This is a genomic window from Lactococcus sp. EKM203L, assembly GCF_011800585.1.
GTDB classification, from domain to species: Bacteria; Bacillota; Bacilli; order Lactobacillales; family Streptococcaceae; genus Lactococcus; species Lactococcus lactis.
The window spans coordinates 20,533-43,035 of record NZ_JAALEQ010000001.1 but is presented as its reverse complement, the minus strand read 5'-3'; the positions used below and the strand labels follow the sequence as shown (position 1 = coordinate 43,035).

Here is a 22,503-nt window from a genome sequence, read left to right as displayed (position 1 = left end):
CTGATAATAAGAAAAATAGGGAATACGAGTCTTCCATCATCACTCGCTTGCTTGAATTATATTTTTTCTTATCTTGGTCTGATTATTAATTTTTTAATTCGCTTAAATCAATTGTTTCTTGATTATCTTTTTCAACAACCTCAGCTGTTTCAGCTGGTGCTTTTGAATCTAATTCTGGGAAAATTTCTGAATCATCTGCTTTTGGAGCTTCAACTTCTGACTCTTCGTTAGAATCATCAGTAGTATTAGCTTCGTCAGTAATTTCTACTTCTTCTTTTACTTCGTCAGGTACTTCGGTTTCAACAACAATTTCCTCTGAAACAATTGTTTCTGTTTCATCAGATGTTTCATTTGCTTGTGTAATATCTTCATCTGTTAAAGGTTTAATTGCTTGGGTTTTTGCCAAAGTAGATTCAGCATTTTCCAAATGTTCTTCAATGATTGATTGCAATTTTTCTTCAGGATTGATTGCATAATCTTGAGTAGGTCTAAAGATTTCAGCCCAGTCATCCGATTGAATAGACGCAAGTTGATTTTCAATAATTGAAGTCATTCGTTGGTGATAGAGACGCATTTTACGTTTCAAATCATCAGTATCACGTACTAATTTACGCGCATCATCAGAAGCAGCATTCAAAATAAATCCAGCTTCTTTTTTAGCCGCTTCAATAATTAAAGAACTCTTTTGTCCTGCATTTGCAATAATATCAGCAGATTCTTTTTCAGAATTAATTCTAAGCGTATCAGCTTCACTTTTGGCTTGTTCACGGAGATTATCAGCAGCATCTTGAGCAACAACAATTGACTTGTTCAGTGAATCTTTCATGTCATCAAAATATTTCACGCGTTCGCGTAACGCCTTTAATTCACGTTCTTGATCTTTAATTGTTTGAGCGAATTCATCATAATCTCGAACAACGATATCCAAAAATTCATCAACTTCATGTTTACTGAAGCCGCGAAATTGTGGATTAAAAGTTTTGTTTTGAACATCTAAACTATTTAATGTCATCAATCACTCCTCTTTATCCTTAGAAAATCTTATAAATCTGATTTTCATCTTAGAATCTATTTTTTTCGATTTCTTATAAGTTCTATTTCAACTCTCTGTTTTCCTTTTTTAGTAAAATCTAAAATCCTTAATATTTTGATACGCCCAAAACCTCGAACGCTAATCAAATCATCAAGACCAACAGAGAAATCTTTTTTATCAATTTCTAGGTAATTAACCTTAACCTTCTTTGATTCTAACATATTTGTAGCAATATTGCGAGAAATTTTGAAAGCGACTGCAATCATTTTATCAACTCTTAAGTTATCCACAAGAACAACTTCTCTGACAGCTTTATCTGTTTCTTCAACTAAGTTTTCCAAAGAAATTTCTTGAATTTTGACCGCTGCTCGCCCAATTTTTTCTATTGCTTTAAAACTCTCAACAAGATGTTTACTGACAAAAACTTGAATTTTATTGTCACTAACAATAATATCACCCAATTCTTGCCGTTTAACACCAGCCTGTCCCAAAAAAGTTCCAAGGACTTGGGCATGTGAAAGTTCTACAAATTTTGAAGCATAATTAATTTCAAGTAAGGAAATATCAAAATCTTCTCTGTCAAGAACATAAAAATCTGGCGCCAAAATTATTTTGACTAATTCCGTTCTTGCTAGTTCCTCACTAGAAAAAATTTGAACATTTCTCTTATTTGCCAGAGTTTTTAAAATATCCACTTCTCGGGGATTAAGAAAAAATGTACTTATCACCGAATAAGATTCTTCTACTCGATTTATCCATTCTAAACAACGATCAATAAAATGCCGTTCCTTTTCTTGAAAGTGTTGATAGACATTTTCAGTAATCAATAGAATACTCCGTTAAATACAATAACAATAAATCTTTGAATAAATTTCAAAACAATAAAAGCAATAACGATTGAAAAATCTAATCCCCAAAATTGTAGAGGTAAATTTTCAAATAAACTTAAGTAGGGACGAGAAACTTTAACAATTATACGTCCAAACCAAGTTCCATAAAGAGTTGGTATCCAACTCATTAAGGCGTAAATAACTAGAATAATTGAATAAACATCAAGTAAGCGTAAAAGCCAATTTATTATTGTAAGTGTAATAAGCATTAGTAAATATCGTAACTTTCAAAATTTTGACCAGCTAAGATAGACATTTCTTTCGCTGCATCGACTGTGATATTTGCTGGAGTCATCAAGAAAATTTGACCACCAACATTTTGAATATCACCATCAAGAGTAAAGACCACCCCAGTCATGAAGTCAATTGAACGACGCGCTTGGGCGTCACCCATAAATTTAAAATTGACAAGGACACATTCACCGTTTTTCACGATGCGTGCTGATTCCATGATGTCTGCATAGGCACGTGGTTCTTTAATTGCAATAGTAGAAACCGTTGCAGCCACTGATTGAGATTGTGAAACGGTTTGTTGTTGTACGATTTTTTCAGGCATAGGTTTTGTGAATGTTGAACCAGCGCGTTTTGGCGCTGCTGTTTGTGTTTGTGCTTTTGAAGTTGATTGTGCAGGACGACGAGTCTGATATTCCGGCTGTGCTTTGCGTTCCTCAACCTTTGGTTTTGGCGTAGATGCCACCGTTGGCCTAGATTCTTGCACAGGACGTGCAGGTTCATTGAACTCTTCATCATCCTCTACAAAATAATCACGTAGATTATTCATCCAATCTTTAAATGCCATATTTTCCTCCGTTGTTTACGTTAATCTTAAGACTTATAGATTTTTAAAAAATTCTGTACCGATTCGAACAAAAGTTGCACCATTTTTAATGGCAATCTCATAATCTCTGCTCATTCCCATACTTAATTCAGTACAAGGAATTCTGGAAAGATTCATTTCGGATATTTCAACTTGTAATTTTTTCATTCGTCCAAAAATGTCATTACATTCACTTTCAGTCGCATCAAACGGAGCCATTGTCATCAAACCAACAATCTCAATATTTTCCAATTCAGAAAACTCAGGTAATATTTCCATAAGTTCATTGACAGAAAATCCATGTTTACTTTCCTCGCCAGAAATGTTAAGTTCAATAAAACATTTAATGGTGTGTTCAGCACGTTTATTTATTTCCTGAGCTAATTTCAGAGAATCTAAAGCGTGGAAATAATCAACATAATTAATAACTTGTTTAACCTTACGTCTTTGTAAATTACCAATCAAATGCCAAGTAATTTCTAAATCCTTAAGAGCTTCGTATTTTTCCAAAAAAAGTTCTGTTCGATTTTCCGCTAAATGTGAAACTCCATTTTCAAAAACTTCACGTGCAAGATTAGCATCAACAGATTTGGTCACAGCGACGACTGAAACTGACTGATTAGAATAAGAAGACGCAGCCTTTGCCGCATCTACATTACTCAGTATTCTTTTAACATTCTCTTTAATCGTCATTGGTTAGTTTTTACGGAAGAATGGTGGTGTGTCAAGGTCTTCATCTGTTGTTGGAACTCCGCCGAAACTTGTTACTGAAGAAGTATCACGTGTGTTACTTACGTTTTGACGTGTTGAAGTTTCACGACGAATATCCCAATCTCCAAATGCAGAAGATTGATTTTGCCCTTGCGGAGCCGCTTGCGTTTGTTGTTGACTTTGCATTGGACGGCTTGTTTGAGCATGTTGCATATTAGAATTGTGAGTCAAGTTAGGTTGACGACGTGGTTCAGGTTGCAAACCCAAAGCTTCGTCAGCATCTTCCTTAGCAACACCAGTTGCAACAACTGTTACACGGATTTCGTCTTTAAGGTTAGGGTCAATCGCTGTACCCAACATAATATTAACATCATTACCAGCTGCTTGGATAACAATTTCTGAAGCATCTTGTGCTTCAATCAAACTCATATCCATACCACCAGTAACATTCAAAAGAACATTTTCTGCGCCTTCGATTGTAGTTTCAAGAAGTGGTGAGTAAATTGCTTTACGAGTTGCTTCAATCACGCGTTCTTCACCAGTCGCAACACCGATACCCATAAGGGCATCACCTTTGTTTTCCATTACTGTTTTAACATCGGCAAAGTCAAGGTTAATCATTCCTGGGTTAGTAATCAAGTCAGTTACCCCTTGAACACCTTGACGTAAAACATTATCAGCTTCACGCAAAGCTTCAGTTAAAGGAGTTTTCTTATCAACAATTTCAAGCAAGTTATTGTTTGAAATAATGAGAAGTGTATCAACATTTGCACGAAGAGCTTCAATTCCTTCAGTTGCAAAGTATGAACGTTTTGATCCTTCAAAACCAAATGGACGAGTAACAACACCCACAGTCAAAGCGCCAAGTTCTTTAGCAATTTGTGCGATAACTGGTGCAGCACCTGTACCAGTTCCACCACCCATACCGGCAGTGATGAAAATCATATCTGAGCCTTCAAGGGCTTGTGATACTGTTTCAGCTGATTCTTCAGCTGCGCGTTTACCAACTTCAGGTTGCGCACCAGCACCCAAACCGCGAGTCAATTTTGGCCCAAGTTGAATAACTGTATCTGCTTTTGAGCTACGCAATGCTTGTACGTCAGTATTAGCGGCGATAAATTCAACGCCAGAAACACCTTCTTCAATCATGCGGTTGATGGCATTACCACCACCGCCACCAACACCGATAACTTTAATTACAGCACCAGAAGTTAAGTCTGTATCAAATGAAAATTCCATGTTTTTATTTCTCCGTTTTTTACTTTCAGATTAATCAAAGAGATTGCCAAAGAAATTTTTGGCACGGTCAACGAGACCTTCTTTTTCTTCTTCAGGCTCAGAAGCTTTTTGAGCTACTACTGGACGTGCCTGAGGTTCAACGTAGAAATCATTTTCTACGTCAGCAACTGTTGTTGCTTGTGGTGTAATTGTTGGAACAGGAGCAACATAAGTTTCTTCTGTCGTCGTATAAGCATAATCACCAGAAAATGCTTGAGATACTAAAATATCAATATCACTACGATTTCCAATGTAATTAACAACACTAATCACTTGAGCAAATGCTGGATTACGTAACCCCATTTCGCCTGGAACAAAAAGACGAGCATTTATTCCTAAGATTTTTGTTGCTAAATCAACAACACCAGGCATTGCAGCCGTTCCACCGACCAAAATCAAACCTCCAGGAGTTTCTGAAGTATGTCCGTGTTCCAAATCTTGACGTACACGATTAAAAACTTGAGTCATACGTGCTTCAATAATTTGTGAAAGATAATATTCTGTAATTTGTTCTGGCTCTTCTTTACCTACAACATCAACAAGGAAGTACTCATCTTGGCTAGCACGTTCTGTACTTGCTTCACCATAGTTGACTTTCAAATCTTCCGCTGCAGAAACAGAAGTGTTAAGAACTGTTGAAATATCTTTAGTTACATAATCGCCACCTTCGGGGCTAGTATGTGTAAATCTTAATGATTGTTCTTTAACGATGCTAACTGTTGTTTGTCCAGCACCCAAATCAACCATGATTGTTCCAAACTCACGCTCACCTTCTGTAAGCACGTATTGTGCCATTGCTAAAGGAGCAATTACAATATTGTCAACGAGCAGTCCTGCGCGTTCAACAACTTTGCGAACATTATGAACAAGAGTTTTAGGTCCAGTGTAAACAACCCCACGAATCTCAAGACGTACACCAAACATTCCACGAGGGTCTGAAATACCTGTAAATCCATCAACTGTAAACTCTTTCGTTTCAACAGCAATAATTTCTCTTTCAGGAACAATCCCACGCATCAAAGCATTTTGAACAACTTGAATAACATCGTTATCCGTGATTTCTTTAGTATCACTGACAATAGGAACCATTCCTTGGCAAGGTTCCATTTCGAGGGAATTCGCTGGGATGCTCACGTTAATTCTATCAATCGTGATTCCTGCGCGTTCTTCGGCAGCATTTACAGCTTTACGCAATGCTTGTGCCACCTTCTCAATATCTACAATAATTCCATTTTTAAGGCCATCGGATTTTGCATTTCCGACACCGATTATATTCATTTCACCTGAGACGTATTCAGCAACAAGCACCTTTATTGTGTTTGTCCCGATATCTACGCCTGTATAAAGTCCACTTTTGGCCATAAAAGCGACTCCTTTCCCTCACACATCACGATTCATATTTTTTTAATAAATTAGGTAAGTGTAAAGATAATTTTGTATACAATTACACTCATTAATTATTTTAACATAAAATCACAGTAAAACAAGAGTTTAGCTGTGATTTTTTTCGTTTTTTATTGAATTATTCTCTACTTTTTTTACTTATTGAAAAAATTGCGATTGTCCCGTCACCTGTATGAGTTACAATTGTTGGACTAAGTGGACGAACATCGACATCACTAATCCCTTTTTTTTGCATAGCTTGTTTTTTAATTTCTTGTGCTATTTCATCTGTTCCAGAATAAGAGATAAGTAGGCGGGGATAGGCTGTATCCATCTCTTCAAGACTCTTTTCAAGGAGTTGATTAATTGCTTTTTTCTTTCCTCGAACTTTGGTCACTTGCCGAAGTCTTCCCTCAGGGTCAACATCAAGAAGAGGTTTGATATTTGCCATTGTTCCAACGAGAGCAACAGCTTTAGGAATTCTTCCACCTCTTGCCAAATGGTTTAAGTCGTCAACCATGAAGTGACTTTGTAAACGTGGAATAATATCTGACAAAACTTCAAGCGTTTCTGTCAGTGTTTTTCCAGAGTCACGCAACTTTACAGTTTCTTCAACAAGGAAACCTTCTCCAGAAGCTGCTGCCAGTGTATCAACAACAGTGATTTTTGCAGATGGGAATTCTTCTAAAACCATATCTTGAGCAATCAGAGCTGATTGATACGTCCCAGAAAGTCCTGACGAAAAAGCAAGGTAAAGGAGTTCTTCATCTGCAGATGCAAATTTTTTAAAAACTTCTAAAAATTGTCCTGAATTAATTTGGGACGTGTGGACAGTAGCTCCTTTTTTTATTGCTGCAAGAAGCGTGGAATTATCTAATGCGGCTTCACCTATTGTTTCATAAGTTTCTTCTCCAACAGTTACAGTCATTCCCAAAACTGTAAGATGATGTTTTTTAATATAATACGGACTCAGGTCTGCTGTTGAGTCTGTCATGATTTGAAAAGTCATAATAATCCTTTCCGCTGTTTCAACTTGCTGATAATATCTTGAATTTACTGACAGATTAGTCACACGTTTGGGCTTTAATGATTCCAAGCGCTAAAGCTTTCATCAGTATTTTTTATAGTCGATTTCTAAAAATTTCGTACATCAAAATGCTTGCTGCTACTGATGCATTTAAACTTTGAACGTGTCCTGTCATTGGAATTGTAATCATTTCATCAACTTGTTTTTTGAGATTTTGACCAATTCCATGTCCTTCATTTCCGATAATCAAGGCAACTTTACCTTTGGTATTCCACTTACTGTAAACTGTGCCGTCCATGTCCGTTCCAAAAACCCAGAAATTAGCAGCTTTAAGTTTATCCAAGGTCTGAGAAAGATTAGTAACACGGACAATAGGGACGTGTTGTAAAGCACCCGTTGAAGCTTTGACAGCCGTTGGAGTAATTCCAACGGCTCGGTGTTTAGGAATAATAATTGCATCGACTCCTGTAGCATCAGCTGTCCGAGCAATTGACCCTAAATTATGAGGATCTGTTAACTCATCTAAAATTAAAATTGTGGCATCAGATTTCTCGGCTAATGCTGGGAGAATCTTTTCTAAATCTGCATAAGCAAATTCGGACACTCTTGCCATAAAGCCTTGGTGAACACCGTTTTCTGTTAATTTATTTAATTCTGTTTTGGGTGTCCATGAAATATTAACTTTTTTAAGTCGTGCTAATTCTTTTATTTTTTCAACATTTTTACCACGTAAATCTTCTTGAACGTAAAGTTTGTTGACAAGGTCTCCATTTAAAGCTTCCGTGACCGCATGTAGTCCGTAAATCAAATCTGTATTTTCCATGAAATCATTATATCATTTTTAGACAAAAAAACCTGACTCAATTCGTTACTCTGGCTCATTATGTATCTGACAAAAAAATTATGTAAAACACCAAAAGTTCCTCTTCTGATGATTTACATAATTTTTTAGTGTGATAATAAGCCTTTTAATTGCTCGTTTTTTCTATATTAATATAATTTTTTATGTCTTTTTGATAATTTGAACTATCCCAAGAAATTTCTGGATGATTAAAATATTGGGCAAGTAAATAGGCGATATAAGGACCAGTAGTTAATCCAGATGACCCCAAAGCGCTGGCAAAAGCTAATGAAGAAAAGTCAGGGTGCGGACCAAAAAAAGGCGAAAAATCTGAAGAATAAGCACGTGTTCCCACACGATAATGATATGGAAAGTCAATTAGTTTTGTATCTGATAAGTAAGATTTGACCCCCTCTGTCAAGCTTTCAAAAGCTTCCTGACTCTCTGACAAATCCCAACCCTCTTCATTTTCATGGGTTGCTCCCAAAAGAACTTGACCATTTTGAAAAGGAATGATATCTGCAGCCCCTTCTAAAAATAAAACTGGCCAATTTTTTGTTTCAAAATCCGTTTGAAATGAAATTAATTGTCCTTTTTGTGGCTTGACATCCACTTGTGTGCCAATTGATTCCAAAAGTTCTTTTAAAGCTGGCCCCGGGCATAAAACTAAATCATCTACCACTTCCGTCACACCTTCATGAATGACTTGCCATTTATCTAACGCTCGAGCAATTGTTGCCCGCTCTGAATAAAATTTGACCCCTCTTTTTTGAGCTCGCTTTTTTAATGACGATAAGTAAGCTTTTCCATCTAATCTTGCACCTCCTGAAAGATACAAACTTTCTCTTGGTTTTAATAATGGAAATAAAGCAACAGTTTCTTCCTCCGAGAGTCTCTTAATCTCACCCATCTCGGGAGCTTCTTTTTTTCTTTCAATTGCCAACTTTTCTAACTCAATTAAGTCTAATTTTTGTCGCAAAAAAAGAGTGCCACATTTTTCATAAACATCTTCAGTTAACTCAAAATCATTTTTCATTTTTTCAAAAAAAGCTGCACCATCTTTTGCCAATTGATACCATTTTTTATTTCTTCTTTTAGAAAGCCAAGGAGAAATAATCCCAGCACTTGCTTTAGTTGCCTGATTTTTTTCATCATCAAAAAGACTAATATCAAATTTATCAGTATCTAAATAATTGGCTAAGGTCATACCGATTATTCCGCCACCAATAATTGCAATTTTTTTCATCACATTCTCCTTTTTTCAATGAAATATAGAAAAAATCAAGACTATCTAGGCTTGATTTTATTTTTTGTTTTAAAAGTTCTAACTCTCTAAAGTATATCACTTTTGCATAAAAGCATGAGAAACTGTGCTTTAGTCTTCTAGTTTCCATGACAAAAAGTTTTTTTCTTGCTCCTCATAGGTCATCGTAAAATAAGGTTGTTTTTTATTTAATTTACGAATTTCTTTTATTTCGGAGCAGGATAATTCAAAATCAAAAATATTTATATTTTCTGCTAAATGTTCTTTTAGCGTTGAGCGTGGAAAAACAATAATTCCCTCTTGAATATGCCAACGCAAAATGATTTGTGCGACTGTTTTATTATATTTTTTAGCCATTTTTTTAAATATTTTTTCTTCAAGTAAGTTTTTATCGCCATGTCCCAGAGGATACCAACTTTCAATTTTTGTACCATAAGGTTTCAAAAATTCCTGTAATTCTACTTGTTGATGATAAGGATGAGTTTCTACTTGAATGACACTCGGTTTGATATCAGCAAAATTAAATAAATCAACTAATCTTTCTCCATCAAAATTTGAAATTCCAATTGATTTCACCTGTCCCTCTTTTACAGCATTTTCTAAAGCAATCCATGCTTTTCGATAATTTCCAACCTGTTGATGCAATAAGAGTAAATCAATTTGTTCAACTTTTAGGCGTTTTAGCATTCGCTCAATTGCTTCTGGCGCTTGCTCATAATCAGAAGGCCAAAGCTTGCTTGTAATCCAGATTTCAGAATTTGAAATTTCTGAGTCTTGAATTGCTTGACCGACAGAAGTTTCATTTTGATAAGCGTGTGCCGTATCCAGATGACGATAACCTAATTCCAAGGCAGTTTTTACAATATTTTGCGTTTCTGTTCCTTCTGGAAGCTGATAAAGTCCCAAACCGAATTTGGGAATGACATTGCCATCATTTAATGTTAATTTTGTTTGCATTTTTTCTCCTTTTATTTTTTATTATTGTCTGGTCTAGTAAAAATTAAGACAAGAAGGCCTACTGATAGAAAAGCGGTGATGAATCCCATGACCAAATGATAATAAGCACTTAAGTCAACAATATTTGAGCTAAATAACACAACAATAGATAAACCAACAGGTCCTCCAAGTTGATGCATCATATTTGTCAAACCTGATGCAGCTCCTGATAATTCTGGACTGACCTCTTCTACTCCCGCTGCCGTCAGCGGAGCAAGAAGCCAACCTTGCCCTAATCCAATAATCATCATTTGAAAAATCATCGCATAGAAATATCCCCATTCTGGTTGCGAAACTAATGACAAAATCATTCCTGTCAGTAAAATCACTTGTCCTAGGATCATTACTTTACTATTTCCTAATGCTCTAGTTAATCTATGAAGAAAAAGAGCCGCGATAAAATTTACGATTGTTAAAGGAAGAAAAGCAAGTCCGGATTGCAATGGTGAAAAATGATACATTTTTTGCATAATCTGCGGCAGAATAAACCAGTAAGTCAACATTGCCATCATAAAGGCAAAGCGTGCAACATACGAACCCGTCCGTACTTTATTTTTAAATAATTCTAAAGGAATTAATGCATAAGTTAACATTTTTTCCCAAAGTATAAATAAGATAATTAAAATGAATGAGAGGATAATGATGAACAAATTACTTACCGTAATTCCGAAAACAAATAGGACTGAGATAAGGACTGACAGAAAACTTCCCAAAAAGTCAATTTTGCTAGCTTTGATATCGCTTTGATGAACATTAACAAGAGTTAGATTAATTAATAATAAACTAAAAGGAACATTTAATAAAAAGCCAACACGCCATGAAAGAGCCGAAGTGAGCCAGCCGCCTAGAATAAGTCCAAAACTTGAGCCAATTCCCGCAGTTGCTCCATAATATGAGATAGCTCTAACTCTTAAATCCCCTTTATATGTATCCATTAATAAAGCTAAACTTGTTGGAGCAAGAATAGCCGAACCAATCCCTTGAACTGCTCTGGCAATAATCATCATTTCTGAAGAAGTTGACAAACCGACAACTAAACTAGAAAATCCAAAAATGAAAAGTCCAAGAAGGAAAATTATTTTTCGCCCTAATAAATCACCCAGGCGTCCTGCTAATAAAAGAAAACCACCAAACGTAATCGTATAAGCATTAGAAACCCAAGATAAAGTTGATTCATTCATTTTTAAATCTTGAGAAATTTTTAAGCTACTTGTAAATATTATTGAGTTATCCATTAAAATAAGGAAATAGGAAAACAAAATAATAAAAAGGATAAGACCAAATGTTTTTTTATTTTTCATAGATTTATTTTAAAATAAAAATTCACTGATTAGAAATGCTTATTTTAGTTATTATTATGCTTTGCGAGCATAATACTGACAAAAAAGTTATTGACAGAGCTTTCTGAGAATAGCTGTTGAGACTTAAGTCTTTACAAATATGCTCTAATTTCTGTCAGTAACTTTTTATTCATTATCTTGAAGATATTGCTTAATAAATGCTCTTGTAAGAGGAGTCAGTGGAATATTTTTTTTCCAAGCAAGCACACTTAAAGTTTTCACTTCCGGACTCAATGGAATAGCTTTTAAATCAGGGTAATCTCGAATAAGCGCCCCTTCTGTAACAACTGCTTCGCCAATTCCTGCACGAGCAATTTCAAAAAGATGAAAACCGAGATTAAAGCCGCCAATAATTTCTAAATCACTCACTTGGCAGCCTGCCCAATCGGCTATAAATTGACGAACTTCTGGTCGTTCTGAAATTAATATTCTTTGCTTTTTAAATATTTCTGGACTTACTTCATCTAATTCTGCAAGTTCTGAATCGGATTGAGTGAGCATCATCCAACGTTCAGGAAAGCCAATTTTTTCAACATTATATTTTTCAGTTGATGTTGGCTCTAACAAAAAACCAACATCAACTAGTCCGTTGTCAATCTTCCATTTGATATCATCAGCATTTCCTGACAAAATTGTAAAAGTAATTGACGGATATTTATTTGTCAGTCTTTGGAGCGTTTTAGCGATACTGGAAGTTGTCCAGCCTTCTAAAGCACCGATCGTCAGATGGCCAGATAATTCTGCATTTTTTCGGTCTTCAAAAACTTGTACTGTTTTACTGGTCAGCTGTAAAATTTCCTCGGCCTTAATTTTAAGAAATTGTCCATCTTCAGTTAAGATCAGTTTTTTCCCATCACGCATAAAAAGTTGTGTATCTAGTTCGCGTTCAAGTTCTTTAATTTGTCTAGATAATGTTGGCTGCGTAATATATAACTGTTCAGCAGCTTTGGATACTGTTCCAGCAGTTGCAACTGTCCAAAAATATTTTAATAATCGAAGTTCCATTTATTCTTTTCCTATTTAAATCTTGATTGTTTCTTTTGAACTTTGGTTCAAATTAATTTCATTTGGCAACATCACTTCATCATAATTTTCAATTTTGAATGTCAAATAATCCAAGGCAGATTGCTTTTCAATAATTTCTGTTCTCAATTGTTCAACCTGGTTCTTCAAAATTTCAATTCTTTCTTCTTTCGTTCCGGGATTTCCCTCATTCACTAATGCCATATAACGGGTCAAAGGTTCAACTTGCACACCTGCATCTCGCATGTGTTTGACAAATTTCAAAGTTCTAATATTAGCTTCTGTAAAATTTCTTATTCCAGATTCTGTCCGTGTAATTTTAGGAATCAGCCCAATTCTTTCATAATACCTTATATTATCTGTTTTTATCCCTGATAATTCAGCAGCTTTTTTTATATTCATTCTTTTATTTTAACACTTGAAGTGAACTTTAAGTCAATAAAAAAACATTTAACCTAAAGTTAAATGTTCTTTGTTTGCAAATTAAGCTAAAGCACCCATTGGGTCCCATGGTAGAAGTACTTGAGGTTTCTCTTCGTAAGCAGCCAATTCTTCTTCAGTTAAAAGGTCTTTACGGACAACAATTTGATAAGTATATTCATCCATCCATTCATCAGAGGCAACAAAATATCCTTTTTGACCCGCATCTTTACCCCATGAATTTTCAACTTTCCATTTAGTTGAATTTCCGTCAGCATCTAAATCAACACCCGCTAAAACCATGGCATGCGTCATCAACGACTCACCATAGTCAAGACGTCCTGCTTTGCTTTGAGTAAATTCAATATCCAATGAAGATTTGAAATCATAAGAATCCATTGTCAAAAGTCCGGCTGAACGATTTGATTCTTGGCCCACGTCACAACCAAACCAAACTGTTTCACCAGCTTGCATTTGGGCAATGGCCAATTTTTTAAAGCGGTCCATTTCAACATTCAAATGTTTCACTTCTTTACCACCGACAACATTTCCAAGAAACTCAACTGTGTAGCTCTTATTATAAGGTTTGTCAGCAGTTGGAGCATTGATTACTGACACATAATTATTCAAATCAATTCCAACATATTCATTGTAAAATTCTTTTGGACTACCAACGAATTTTTTGTATTCATTATCTTTATTACGGAAAGCAAATTCAAAATTTTGTGGTGGCAAACCTAAAGTTACCGCAAGGAAATTAAAGACTTCTTGTAAAAGTTCTTCTTTAACTGCTTTAACATCTCCACCTTGCTCAATTGTATAACGCAAAATTTCAGCATCTTGACGGAGTAGTTTATTCAAGTATTGATTCAATTCACGTGAGCTACTTGAAGCTTGTGATTCAGGATAAACAGCTTTGGGAACAATTCCATATTTTTCAAAAATTGCAACCATCATATCCCATTGACCACCATCTTGTTGTGGTGTTTGTAAAAGGAATTTCAAACGACGATCGTCCATTTCAATATCACCAATAATTTGTTCCATGAACCAGTTTGATTTTTCATATTTATCCCAGAAGAAAGTGTAAGCTTGTGAAAACTCAAAATCTTCTGTTTTAAATTCATTGATAAATTTATGACGGAAAGTGTTCAAAGCAGCAAACATCCAGCAACGACCAGATTGTTTTTGATTCGTTACAGGGTCTTTTGTCAAGTCAATTGAAAACTCAGGCAAATTTGCTGCATGTGAACCACGGACTTCGAGTGATGAAAGCAAACCATTTTTAGTCACGGCATTTTCCACCGCACGCAATTTTGTATTTTCTGCAAAATTTTCGTAGAGTTTTTGTGTGAAATCTGATGTTACTGTCATAATACCTCCCAATAAATCGAAACTTCTGACAAAAGTTTCGATAAAAATAATCATTATCAATTTTGAATAATGATATTCTATTATTTTTTACATTCTTCTATTATAATCTAAATTATCAAAAAAATCAGCTAGGAAAGCTGATTTTCTAAATCTTTCTTTGCTTCTAAAAGCCATGGGTGGGCAACTTTCAATCCATCATCAATAATGAAATTAATATAATAAAGTGCCGCACTTTGCAAATTTACTGACAGAGCTGTCAGTAATCCCTGCCTAAATGGCGCATTATCTCCACCATCCCAGCTAATTTTGTCAGCAAGAAAAACAATCAAGTCCAATTCTGTAAAATTTTTTCTTAGGGTAGTATGACATTCAATTGCTGACAGAACTTGTTCGTCAGTAATTTTAAAATGTTGACTCGCCAAATACTTAGAAAGTTTCTGATGAATAATTAATGGAAATTCACGCTCTTCTCTCAGTAATTCGATATTAAAAATTTCTGCTTTTTCTACTCTTTGATCATTTGGATAAATTCCACCAATATCATGTAAAAGTCCTGCTATAAAAGCTTGCGAACGTCTTTCATTAGAATCAGTTAATTCTTCTGTCAGTGCCTCAGCCGTCCTTGCCACTGCTAAACAGTGCTCAAACAATTGGTCATTATTCAAAAAAATATTAACTTCCTCAATTAAGAGTTCTAACCTTTTATCCTTGATTTCTCCCATTTCACTTCCTCTTAGTTCTCATAAAAAGAAAAATCTATCAAAAGATAGATTCCAATTTTATACCATTTCTTCGAGTAAACGAATCAAGCCCTCAGCTGATTTTTTTCCTGCTTCAATAATAAATTTATCAAAATTAACATTAGCATCATGGTCAGCAGTATCAGACATCGCACGAATAATTACAAATGGTTTTCCAAGTGCTGTTGCAGCTTGAGCAATAGAAGCCCCTTCCATTTCAACGGCTAAAACATCCGGAAAATGCTCTTTAATCTCAGCAATTTTACTAGAGCTACTGATAAAACTATCTGAACTAGTAATCAATCCAACATGCACATTTTCTAAAACTTTTTTCAATTCAGAAACAAAATATTTACTTGATTCAAAATATAAAGGTTGTTGAGCCATTTGGCCATAAGCATAACCAAAAGCAGTAACATCAACATCATGATAAGCAAGTTTATCGGCAACTACAACATCACCAATTGCTAAACCTTGAGCAACTGCTCCCGCTGATCCAGTATTGATAATGGCGTCGACATCAAAAATGTCAACCAAAAATCCAACTGCCAAAGCAGACATCACTTTACCAATTCCAGATTGGACAAGGACCACTTCATGCCGGCCAATTGAACCTGTATGAAAAACTAAACCATGACGAGTATGTTTTTCTGCATTTTCTAAGTTTTCAACAAGTATGCGAATTTCTTCATCCATCGCACAAATAATTCCTATTTTCATTTTTTTTACCTTTTTTCTAATCTTTTTACTCTCTAAAAGTAGTACAAAAAGAAAGCTACTGCCAATAGAACAACAATTAGTGTAACGATGAAAAGCCATTTATTAATTGCTTTTCCACGTTTTTGAGCCTTGGCATTTTCAATTCTTCGACTTTTATAAACAGCATTTTTGCTTAAATTTTTCTCAATACTATCGTATTTTTCAGCGATTTCAGTATCTTCTTCAAGCTCTCTTTGCAATCTGCGTTCAAGATTTTTCTTATCCTGTTTTGCTTGTTCAATTACTTCGTCTGTTAAAAGAGGTTTAGGCATTATTTTCAAGCTCCTTTTTCAAATATTGCATTTCCCAATACCAAATAGCCATAATTGTTTTTGCATCCGCAATTTGTTCAAGTTCAATCATTTTTTTTGCTTCGCTTAAAGTGACTTCAATTTGTTCCAAAAACTCACCGTCATCAGCGGGTTTTGGATGTTCCACTTTTGTTAAATTTGATGAGAAATAGACATATGTTTTCTCTGATGAAAAACCGGGTGTCCCATAAAAAGCTGTAATTTCTGTCAAATCTTGCGCCAGATATCCAGTCTCTTCTTCGAGCTCTCTTAAGGCCGCAGCTTTGGGATCTTTTTCTTCACCTTTTTCAAGTTTTCCTGCCGGAATTTCAAAAATAAATTTTTCCAATGCTTTACGATATTGACCAACTAAAATCATCTTATTGTTGTGAACAGGTGCAATCGCTGTTCCTCCATTATGAAAAACAAGTTCTCTAAAACTCTCTTGTCCATCATGCAAAGAAACTACGTCTTTTACAACATGAAAAATCTTCCCACTAAAAATTTCTTCTCTAGCTAAAGTTTTTTCTTCAAATTTTTTATCATCAAAATTTAACATTGTGTCCTTTCTTCCGAAAACTTTTTAAAATAATTTAAAGAATAGTTTTCTCATCAAAATCGAAGGAAAGAGCTTCAGGAGAAACTCTTTCTTTTATTTGTTAATTATTGACCACGATAATGTGGCATTTTTTTAGCACGTCCAAGTTTATTCACTTGTTTTCCACGTCCAATTTCGACTGCTTCATCTGGTACATCTTCTGTTACAACAGATCCTGCTGCTGTTAAGGCATTTTTACCGATATGCAATGGAGCAATAATTGTTGAATTCGAACCAATAAAGGCAAAGTCATCAATTTCAGTATTGAATTTATTTTTACCATCAAAGTTTGCTGTAATTGTTCCAGCACCAAAGTTCACTTTCTCACCAACCGTTGCATTTCCAATATAAGTTAAGTGACCAGCTTTTGTACCTTTACCAAGCGTTGAACCTTTAATTTCGACAAAGTTTCCAACATGAACTTCTTCGCTCAAAACAGTTCCGGGACGCAAATGAGCATAGGGTCCTACATTACTTCCAACACTCATTCTGCTTTCTTCAACCGTTGAATTACGAACTTCACAATTTGAATGAATTTCTGAATTTTCAATACGGCTACCATTTGTAATCAAAACATTTTTACCAATAAAGGTATTTCCTTTTATTGTTACATTTGCTTCAATCACAGTTTCTTCACCAATCGTTACTTCACTGTCAATATAAGTTGTCGCAGGGTCAATAAGAGTTACACCATTCACCATATGTTGATGATTGATTCGTTTGCGCATCGTCAACTCAGCTTGTGAAAGGGCAACACGGTCATTAACTCCTAAACTTTCGTCAAAATCATCAAGGATATGAGCCGCTACCGTTTGACCAGCTTTTTTGAAAATTTCAATGACATCTGTTAAATAATACTCTCCTTGGGCATTATCAGTTGTGATTTCATTCAAGGCTTTGAAAAGTGACTTATTATCAAAAATGTAAGTCCCAGTATTAATTTCGGTAATTGATTTTTCAAAATCATTCGCATCTTTTTGCTCAACAATCTTTTCTACTGAGCCATTTTCATCACGAATAATTCGTCCATATCCTGTTGGATTTGGTGCAATTGCTGTCAAGATAGTTGCTGTTGCATTTTGTGCAAAGTGATAGTCAAAAAGTGCTTCTAACGTTTGTCCAGTAATTAATGGTGTATCACCAGCAATAACAAGAGTTGCTCCATCTTCATTTGCCAATAAATCCGCAGCAATCCGAACGGCATGACCCGTTCCCAATTGCTCAACTTGTTTCACAAATTGAGTCCCTTTAGGTAAAGTTGCAATCACACGATCCGCTTCATGACCAACAATCACTACATTTTTAGCAATTTCTACCTCAGAAACACTTGTAAGAACATGAGCAAGCATTGATTTTCCAGCCACTTGATGTAAGACCTTCGGAAGTGCTGATTTCATACGAGTTCCTTTACCAGCCGCCAAGACAATTGCGAATTTATTCATAGATTTCTCCTTTATTATTACAAATAAAATAAAATGTTTACCTAATTATACCATAATCAAGGGGCATTTTCGTTATCTTTTTAATTCAAATCCTCTCAATATGCGCTAAATATGCGAGCTAGTACTCAGACTTAGAAAAAATCTGATTTATTTTACGATGCTACTAAAGTGATTTATTATTACTTTTTATGATAAAATGGACGAAAAGAAAAGAAGGGATTTTATTTATGAAAACAATAGGTTTTATTGGAGTTGGAAAAATGGCAACAGCTATTATTTCTGGACTTGACAAAAATAAATTCAAAATCATCATTTCCGGACACAATTTAACAAAAACTCAAAAACAAGCGGAAACCCTTAATGTTACGGCTGCAAGTAATCATGAAGAACTCGTTCAAGAATCTGATTTTATCATTCTATCAGTTAAACCTCAAGTACTTCCCTCTGTTTTAAGTAAATTAATCAATCATTTAACTAAAGACAAAACATTAATTTCAATTGCAGCGGGACTCACTTTATCTGACTTGAAACATCTGGCTGATTCAGAAAATCAACCAATCATCCGAGTGATGCCAAATATCAATGCACAAATCGGTCAGTCAACATCGGCCATTGTCAAAAATGAATTTGTTGATGATTCTGCTTATGCTACAGTTCAAGAAATTTTTAAATCAACTGGTTCTGTCCATGAAATTGCTGAAAAAGATTTTTCAACATTTGCAGCAATTGCCGGTTCAAGCCCTGCTTTTATTTATATGTTCATTGATGCCATGGCACGTGCCGGTGTATTGCATGGTATTCCTAAAGATCAAGCCACAGCAATTGTTGCCGAAACGGTTCGTGCTTCAGCTGAAATGATTCTCCAAAGTGGTGAAAATCCTTGGTCATTAGTCGATAAAGTCTCAAGTCCTGGTGGAACTACTGTCGCTGGTGTGGTAAGTTTAGAACAAAACCATTTTATCGGAACAGTTATTGATGCTATTAGCGCTACTATCGAAAAAGAAAAAAATCTTTAAAAATAAAAAAACTAGAAGGAAAACGATCCTTTTAGTTTTTAATTTATAAAATAAAAAATGCCATATGGCATTTTTTTATTAACGACGAAGTCCCAATGAAGCGATAAGTTCACGGTAACGTTGAACGTCTTTTCCACGAAGGTATCCAAGAAGGTTACGACGGTGACCGATTTTTTTCATCAAACCACGTTGTGTTGCGTGGTCTTTTTTATGAGATTTGATGTGGTCGTTAAGGTGGTTAATTTCCCAAGTCAATACAGCGATTTGTACTTCAGGTGAACCAGTATCGCCTTCTTTACGAGCGTATTGAGCGATGATTTCTTGTTTTTTTTCTTTTGAAATTGCCATGAGTTTTTCTCCTTTATTTGTATTGCCCAGTCCGAGTGACAGCTTGGCAAGCATGAAACCAAGAACGGGTTGTAAAAAACTACTCTACCATGATACACTTTTTTGCCTAATTTTACAAGCTTCTTGTAAATTAACTTATTTATCAAAAAACTAGGAACACGAGATTCCTAGTTTATTTTTCTCAACTACTTGATGACGTTGTTGAAGATTCTTTGCTGCTATTGTTGTTATCTGTTGACGGCTGACTTGTTGTAGAACTTGAAGTACTTGAAGTTGTGCTTGACGAAGTTTCAGGCGTCGTTGTTGATTCAGAAGTTGTTGAACTTGAACTTGGAGCAGTATAGACGCTATAAGTGATTACAATTTCTTGAGTTGGATCAACGGACGCTCCAACAGTCGGATAAACAGAATATACATAACCGTCGGCTTGTTGATTCGTTGTTGCTTGAGGGTCTAGTGTAATATTAGTGAATCCTGCAGCTTTTAAGGCAGCTTGATACTGTGAATAAGTCATATATTGACCGTTCGGTTTATAATCCGGAACTTCAACTTGTTTTCCACTTGAAACTTCAAAGGTAATTTTTTCACTCCCTTTGGTATCAAAACTAGAACCTTTTTTAGGGCTTTGTTTAATGATTGTACCTGCTGGGTAAGAATCACTAGGAACGGAAGTTTGAGTGACTTGGCTTTCATCAATACCATAATCCTTAAGTAATGTTGCCATCGCCTCATCAATCTTTTCACCGACAAAGTCCTTCATTTTGATGATATCTTCATTTCCCGTAGAAACATAAATATCAACGGAGCTATTAGATCTCACGGTTGTTCCACTAGTTGGATCAGTCTTGATAACATTTCCTTCAGCAATCGTTGAACTTTGTTGTTTATGAACTGTTCCCACTTTTAGTTTTGCATCTTTAATTTTGCTTTTTGCTTGGTCAAGCGTCGAGTTTGTCACATTAGGTATCTTAACATTAGTTGGTGTTGAGACAACCCAAGCCAAAGTAGCACCGCCAACAACTAAAAGAAGGATAATAAGACCAATAATCAAGCCTTTTTTAGATTTTTTGTTTTTATTTACTACTTCTGAGCTTGCAGCTTTTTCATCTGTTTGTGAATCATTATCTTCTTTTTTATCAATCAGAGGCTTGGTGTCATAAGGATTAATTAGATTGGCAGGCATAATTTTTGTTTCATCATGGTCCTTATTGAAAACTAATTTTTCTTCCCCACGACGATCAAGACTCGTTGAAGTTGCCACATCAGTCATCATTTCTTCTACATCAGTATAGCGATTTTTAATATCTTTCGCTGTAGCTTTAATGACAACATTTTCCAAAGCTTGCGGAACTTCTGGATTGAGATTGATGATGCTTGGAATACTCTCTTGGAAATGTTTTAGAGCGATAGCAACTGCAGAATCTCCATCAAATGGAATTTGACCTGTTAAAAGTTCAAATAAAATAATTCCAATCGCATAAATATCTGATTGAACAGTTGCATTTGAACCACGCGCTTGCTCTGGTGATAAATAATGAACCGAACCAAACATTGTATTTGTTTGAGTAAGTGAAGTTTCAGAGAGTGCTTTCGCAATTCCAAAATCCGTTACTTTTACAGTTCCACTACTGGAAACTAAAACATTTTGTGGTTTTAAATCCCGGTGAATAATACCATGTGAATGGGCCATGTCCATTGCTGATAAAATTTCAGTAATAATTTCAATAGCTTCATCATTGGCTAAAGGTGCATTTTGATTGATGTATTGTTTAAGTGTCATGCCGTCAACAAATTCCATGACAATGTATTGTTGACTTTCAAATTCACCAACATCAGAAATACCTACGATATTTGGATGTGAAAGTTCTGCCATGGCGAATGCTTCTCGCTGAAAACGAGCAATCGCGATATCATCGTTTTCAAAATTTGAACGTAGCACTTTTATTGCAACTAAGCGGTCACCAAGAAAAGTATCTTCACCTTGATAAACGTTCGCCATTCCGCCACGTCCGATTTCTTTGATAATCCGATAACGATCGGCAAAGATTTTACCGATTTGAATCATCAACTAACCTCCTGCGTTGGTGTTTCGCTTTCTGACGTTTCATCATACTTAATCAAAACGACGGTAATATTATCCAAACCTCCATGTTCATTGGCTAAACGAACTAAAGCTTCAGATTTATTATCTAAAGTTAAATCTTCCCGCTCTAAAACTTCCATAATTTCGGTAGTTGAAACCATGTTTGTTAAACCATCGGAGTTCATCAAAATAATGTCCCCTACTTGAAGTTCTAAAACTTGAATATCTGCTTGAACTTCACTAGTTTGCCCAAGTGAACGAGTAATGATATTTTTATTCGGATGAACTTCAGCTTCCTCTTCGGTAATTTGCCCTGCATCTACAAGCTCTTGAACTAAAGAATGGTCTGTGGTTATTTTATTTAATTCACCATCGCGCATTAAATAAGTTCGGCTATCACCTACATGGGCAGAAACGAGCATTCCTGCTTTAATAACCAAGGCTTCAAGAGTTGTTCCCATTCCTTGGTATTCATCAAGTTTTCCAAGGCTGGCAATATTTTCATTTTCATTACGAACTTGATTTTTTAGCCAAATCTCAAGAGTTGCTTCTGGTGTTCCCGCATCAAAAAATGTCTCTGACCAAAGTTTGCCGAGATCTTCTACGGTAAGTTTACTTGCGACATTACCTGCTTTGTGTCCTCCCATGCCATCAGCTAATAAAAAGAGCTGATAACCTGCACGGTTGACATAAGTACCGGCATAGTCTTGATTAGTACTACGTTTTGAACCGATATCTGATAAAATACTGTATTCCACTTTTTCTCCTTAACAAGAATAAAGTTTTATTTTTAGGTCTAAAAATTACTGACAGAATTAAAAAAAATATTT

Annotated in this window: 24 protein-coding genes; 1 reads left to right on the top strand and 23 read right to left on the bottom strand. The window is 35.3% G+C overall.

Annotation, left to right across the window (positions count from 1 at the left end):
* Positions 1–85 precede the first annotated feature (85 nt).
* The 20 genes from HFD15_RS00260 to glmU form a co-directional block, all read right to left on the bottom strand.
* Positions 86–1,012, bottom strand: a complete 927-nt coding sequence (locus HFD15_RS00260) for a DivIVA domain-containing protein (protein ID WP_058207877.1) — start codon at positions 1,010–1,012, stop codon at positions 86–88.
* Positions 1,013–1,068: 56 nt separating this feature from the next.
* Positions 1,069–1,860, bottom strand: a complete 792-nt coding sequence (locus tag HFD15_RS00255) for an RNA-binding protein (RefSeq protein ID WP_012898427.1) — start codon at positions 1,858–1,860, stop codon at positions 1,069–1,071.
* The gene (locus HFD15_RS00250) at positions 1,857–2,132 is read right to left on the bottom strand and encodes a YggT family protein (RefSeq protein ID WP_010906174.1); all 276 of its coding nucleotides are present in this window, start codon (positions 2,130–2,132) and stop codon (positions 1,857–1,859) included. The genes HFD15_RS00255 and HFD15_RS00250 overlap by 4 nt, the downstream gene beginning before the upstream one ends.
* Entirely contained in the window at positions 2,132–2,722 is a 591-nt protein-coding gene (locus HFD15_RS00245) for a cell division protein SepF (RefSeq protein WP_003132390.1), read from the bottom strand. The genes HFD15_RS00250 and HFD15_RS00245 overlap by 1 nt, the downstream gene beginning before the upstream one ends.
* Positions 2,723–2,755: 33 nt before the next feature.
* On the bottom strand, positions 2,756–3,433 hold the full coding sequence (locus tag HFD15_RS00240; RefSeq protein ID WP_003132391.1) for a YggS family pyridoxal phosphate-dependent enzyme: 678 nt from the start codon (positions 3,431–3,433) through the stop codon (positions 2,756–2,758).
* 3 nt (positions 3,434–3,436) lie between these two features.
* A complete protein-coding gene (ftsZ, locus tag HFD15_RS00235) occupies positions 3,437–4,690 on the bottom strand; it encodes a cell division protein FtsZ (protein WP_003132392.1) in 1,254 nt (417 codons plus the stop codon).
* A gap of 30 nt (positions 4,691–4,720) precedes the next feature.
* A complete protein-coding gene (gene ftsA, locus HFD15_RS00230) occupies positions 4,721–6,091 on the bottom strand; it encodes a cell division protein FtsA (protein ID WP_003132393.1) in 1,371 nt (456 codons plus the stop codon).
* A gap of 160 nt (positions 6,092–6,251) precedes the next feature.
* Entirely contained in the window at positions 6,252–7,121 is an 870-nt protein-coding gene (locus HFD15_RS00225) for a DegV family protein (protein ID WP_012898429.1), read from the bottom strand.
* 112 nt (positions 7,122–7,233) lie between these two features.
* A complete protein-coding gene (rlmB, locus tag HFD15_RS00220; protein WP_012898430.1) occupies positions 7,234–7,962 on the bottom strand; it encodes a 23S rRNA (guanosine(2251)-2'-O)-methyltransferase RlmB in 729 nt (242 codons plus the stop codon).
* Between the two features lie 145 nt (positions 7,963–8,107).
* Positions 8,108–9,226, bottom strand: a complete 1,119-nt coding sequence (locus HFD15_RS00215) for an FAD-binding oxidoreductase (RefSeq protein ID WP_039116077.1) — start codon at positions 9,224–9,226, stop codon at positions 8,108–8,110.
* Between the two features lie 129 nt (positions 9,227–9,355).
* A complete protein-coding gene (locus HFD15_RS00210; RefSeq protein ID WP_167593477.1) occupies positions 9,356–10,201 on the bottom strand; it encodes an aldo/keto reductase in 846 nt (281 codons plus the stop codon).
* An 11-nt stretch (positions 10,202–10,212) separates the two neighbouring features.
* Positions 10,213–11,541, bottom strand: a complete 1,329-nt coding sequence (locus HFD15_RS00205; protein WP_167593475.1) for an MFS transporter — start codon at positions 11,539–11,541, stop codon at positions 10,213–10,215.
* Positions 11,542–11,706: 165 nt separating this feature from the next.
* Positions 11,707–12,585 carry a LysR family transcriptional regulator gene (locus HFD15_RS00200; protein WP_021722576.1) on the bottom strand — a complete coding sequence of 293 codons (879 nt, stop codon included), beginning with the start codon at positions 12,583–12,585 and terminating at the stop codon, positions 11,707–11,709.
* A gap of 15 nt (positions 12,586–12,600) precedes the next feature.
* Positions 12,601–13,005, bottom strand: a complete 405-nt coding sequence (locus tag HFD15_RS00195) for a MerR family transcriptional regulator (RefSeq protein ID WP_023189759.1) — start codon at positions 13,003–13,005, stop codon at positions 12,601–12,603.
* Between the two features lie 81 nt (positions 13,006–13,086).
* A complete protein-coding gene (pepC, locus tag HFD15_RS00190; protein ID WP_021722575.1) occupies positions 13,087–14,397 on the bottom strand; it encodes an aminopeptidase C in 1,311 nt (436 codons plus the stop codon).
* A 128-nt stretch (positions 14,398–14,525) separates the two neighbouring features.
* On the bottom strand, positions 14,526–15,119 hold the full coding sequence (locus tag HFD15_RS00185; protein WP_058207875.1) for an HD domain-containing protein: 594 nt from the start codon (positions 15,117–15,119) through the stop codon (positions 14,526–14,528).
* A gap of 57 nt (positions 15,120–15,176) precedes the next feature.
* Positions 15,177–15,857 carry a 5'-methylthioadenosine/adenosylhomocysteine nucleosidase gene (locus HFD15_RS00180; RefSeq protein WP_012898438.1) on the bottom strand — a complete coding sequence of 227 codons (681 nt, stop codon included), beginning with the start codon at positions 15,855–15,857 and terminating at the stop codon, positions 15,177–15,179.
* Positions 15,858–15,889: 32 nt separating this feature from the next.
* The gene (macP, locus tag HFD15_RS00175; protein ID WP_003130796.1) at positions 15,890–16,168 is read right to left on the bottom strand and encodes a cell wall synthase accessory phosphoprotein MacP; all 279 of its coding nucleotides are present in this window, start codon (positions 16,166–16,168) and stop codon (positions 15,890–15,892) included.
* On the bottom strand, positions 16,161–16,745 hold the full coding sequence (locus tag HFD15_RS00170) for an NUDIX hydrolase (RefSeq protein WP_012898439.1): 585 nt from the start codon (positions 16,743–16,745) through the stop codon (positions 16,161–16,163). The genes macP and HFD15_RS00170 overlap by 8 nt, the downstream gene beginning before the upstream one ends.
* Before the next feature lie 104 nt (positions 16,746–16,849).
* On the bottom strand, positions 16,850–18,226 hold the full coding sequence (glmU, locus tag HFD15_RS00165) for a bifunctional UDP-N-acetylglucosamine diphosphorylase/glucosamine-1-phosphate N-acetyltransferase GlmU (protein WP_003130798.1): 1,377 nt from the start codon (positions 18,224–18,226) through the stop codon (positions 16,850–16,852).
* A gap of 227 nt (positions 18,227–18,453) precedes the next feature.
* Between glmU and proC the strand changes: the two genes are divergently transcribed.
* Positions 18,454–19,242: a pyrroline-5-carboxylate reductase gene (proC, locus tag HFD15_RS00160; RefSeq protein ID WP_012898440.1), complete on the top strand. Its 789-nt coding sequence runs from the start codon at positions 18,454–18,456 to the stop codon at positions 19,240–19,242.
* Between the two features lie 78 nt (positions 19,243–19,320).
* On the opposite strand, the gene rpsO is transcribed toward proC, so the two are convergent.
* From rpsO to HFD15_RS00145, 3 genes are all read right to left on the bottom strand, one after another.
* The gene (rpsO, locus tag HFD15_RS00155) at positions 19,321–19,590 is read right to left on the bottom strand and encodes a 30S ribosomal protein S15 (RefSeq protein WP_010906184.1); all 270 of its coding nucleotides are present in this window, start codon (positions 19,588–19,590) and stop codon (positions 19,321–19,323) included.
* Between the two features lie 181 nt (positions 19,591–19,771).
* Complete coding sequence (gene pknB, locus HFD15_RS00150) at positions 19,772–21,655, bottom strand: Stk1 family PASTA domain-containing Ser/Thr kinase (protein ID WP_058207874.1); 1,884 nt, start codon at positions 21,653–21,655, stop codon at positions 19,772–19,774.
* Positions 21,655–22,431: a Stp1/IreP family PP2C-type Ser/Thr phosphatase gene (locus HFD15_RS00145; RefSeq protein WP_003130802.1), complete on the bottom strand. Its 777-nt coding sequence runs from the start codon at positions 22,429–22,431 to the stop codon at positions 21,655–21,657. Before HFD15_RS00145 ends, pknB begins: the two co-directional genes overlap by 1 nt.
* Between the last annotated feature and the right edge of the window lie 72 nt (positions 22,432–22,503).

Bases quoted from the DNA above. Each gene is read 5' to 3' on its own strand.
- proC (WP_012898440.1), top strand. From the start codon at position 18,454: ATGAAAACAATAGGTTTTATTGGAGTTGGAAAAATGGCAACAGCTATT.
- HFD15_RS00250 (WP_010906174.1), bottom strand. From the start codon at position 2,132: ATGCTTATTACACTTACAATAATAAATTGGCTTTTACGCTTACTTGAT.
- ftsA (WP_003132393.1), bottom strand. From the start codon at position 6,091: ATGGCCAAAAGTGGACTTTATACAGGCGTAGATATCGGGACAAACACA.
- HFD15_RS00170 (WP_012898439.1), bottom strand. From the start codon at position 16,745: ATGTTAAATTTTGATGATAAAAAATTTGAAGAAAAAACTTTAGCTAGA.
- pknB (WP_058207874.1), bottom strand. From the start codon at position 21,655: ATGATTCAAATCGGTAAAATCTTTGCCGATCGTTATCGGATTATCAAA.
- HFD15_RS00210 (WP_167593477.1), bottom strand. From the start codon at position 10,201: ATGCAAACAAAATTAACATTAAATGATGGCAATGTCATTCCCAAATTC.
- HFD15_RS00260 (WP_058207877.1), bottom strand. From the start codon at position 1,012: ATGACATTAAATAGTTTAGATGTTCAAAACAAAACTTTTAATCCACAA.
- HFD15_RS00195 (WP_023189759.1), bottom strand. From the start codon at position 13,005: ATGAATATAAAAAAAGCTGCTGAATTATCAGGGATAAAAACAGATAAT.
- HFD15_RS00180 (WP_012898438.1), bottom strand. From the start codon at position 15,857: ATGAAAATAGGAATTATTTGTGCGATGGATGAAGAAATTCGCATACTT.
- HFD15_RS00245 (WP_003132390.1), bottom strand. From the start codon at position 2,722: ATGGCATTTAAAGATTGGATGAATAATCTACGTGATTATTTTGTAGAG.
- pepC (WP_021722575.1), bottom strand. From the start codon at position 14,397: ATGACAGTAACATCAGATTTCACACAAAAACTCTACGAAAATTTTGCA.
- HFD15_RS00185 (WP_058207875.1), bottom strand. From the start codon at position 15,119: ATGGGAGAAATCAAGGATAAAAGGTTAGAACTCTTAATTGAGGAAGTT.
- HFD15_RS00215 (WP_039116077.1), bottom strand. From the start codon at position 9,226: ATGAAAAAAATTGCAATTATTGGTGGCGGAATAATCGGTATGACCTTA.
- HFD15_RS00205 (WP_167593475.1), bottom strand. From the start codon at position 11,541: ATGAAAAATAAAAAAACATTTGGTCTTATCCTTTTTATTATTTTGTTT.
- rpsO (WP_010906184.1), bottom strand. From the start codon at position 19,590: ATGGCAATTTCAAAAGAAAAAAAACAAGAAATCATCGCTCAATACGCT.
- rlmB (WP_012898430.1), bottom strand. From the start codon at position 7,962: ATGGAAAATACAGATTTGATTTACGGACTACATGCGGTCACGGAAGCT.
- HFD15_RS00225 (WP_012898429.1), bottom strand. From the start codon at position 7,121: ATGACTTTTCAAATCATGACAGACTCAACAGCAGACCTGAGTCCGTAT.
- ftsZ (WP_003132392.1), bottom strand. From the start codon at position 4,690: ATGGAATTTTCATTTGATACAGACTTAACTTCTGGTGCTGTAATTAAA.
- macP (WP_003130796.1), bottom strand. From the start codon at position 16,168: ATGCCTAAACCTCTTTTAACAGACGAAGTAATTGAACAAGCAAAACAG.
- HFD15_RS00240 (WP_003132391.1), bottom strand. From the start codon at position 3,433: ATGACGATTAAAGAGAATGTTAAAAGAATACTGAGTAATGTAGATGCG.
- HFD15_RS00200 (WP_021722576.1), bottom strand. From the start codon at position 12,585: ATGGAACTTCGATTATTAAAATATTTTTGGACAGTTGCAACTGCTGGA.
- glmU (WP_003130798.1), bottom strand. From the start codon at position 18,226: ATGAATAAATTCGCAATTGTCTTGGCGGCTGGTAAAGGAACTCGTATG.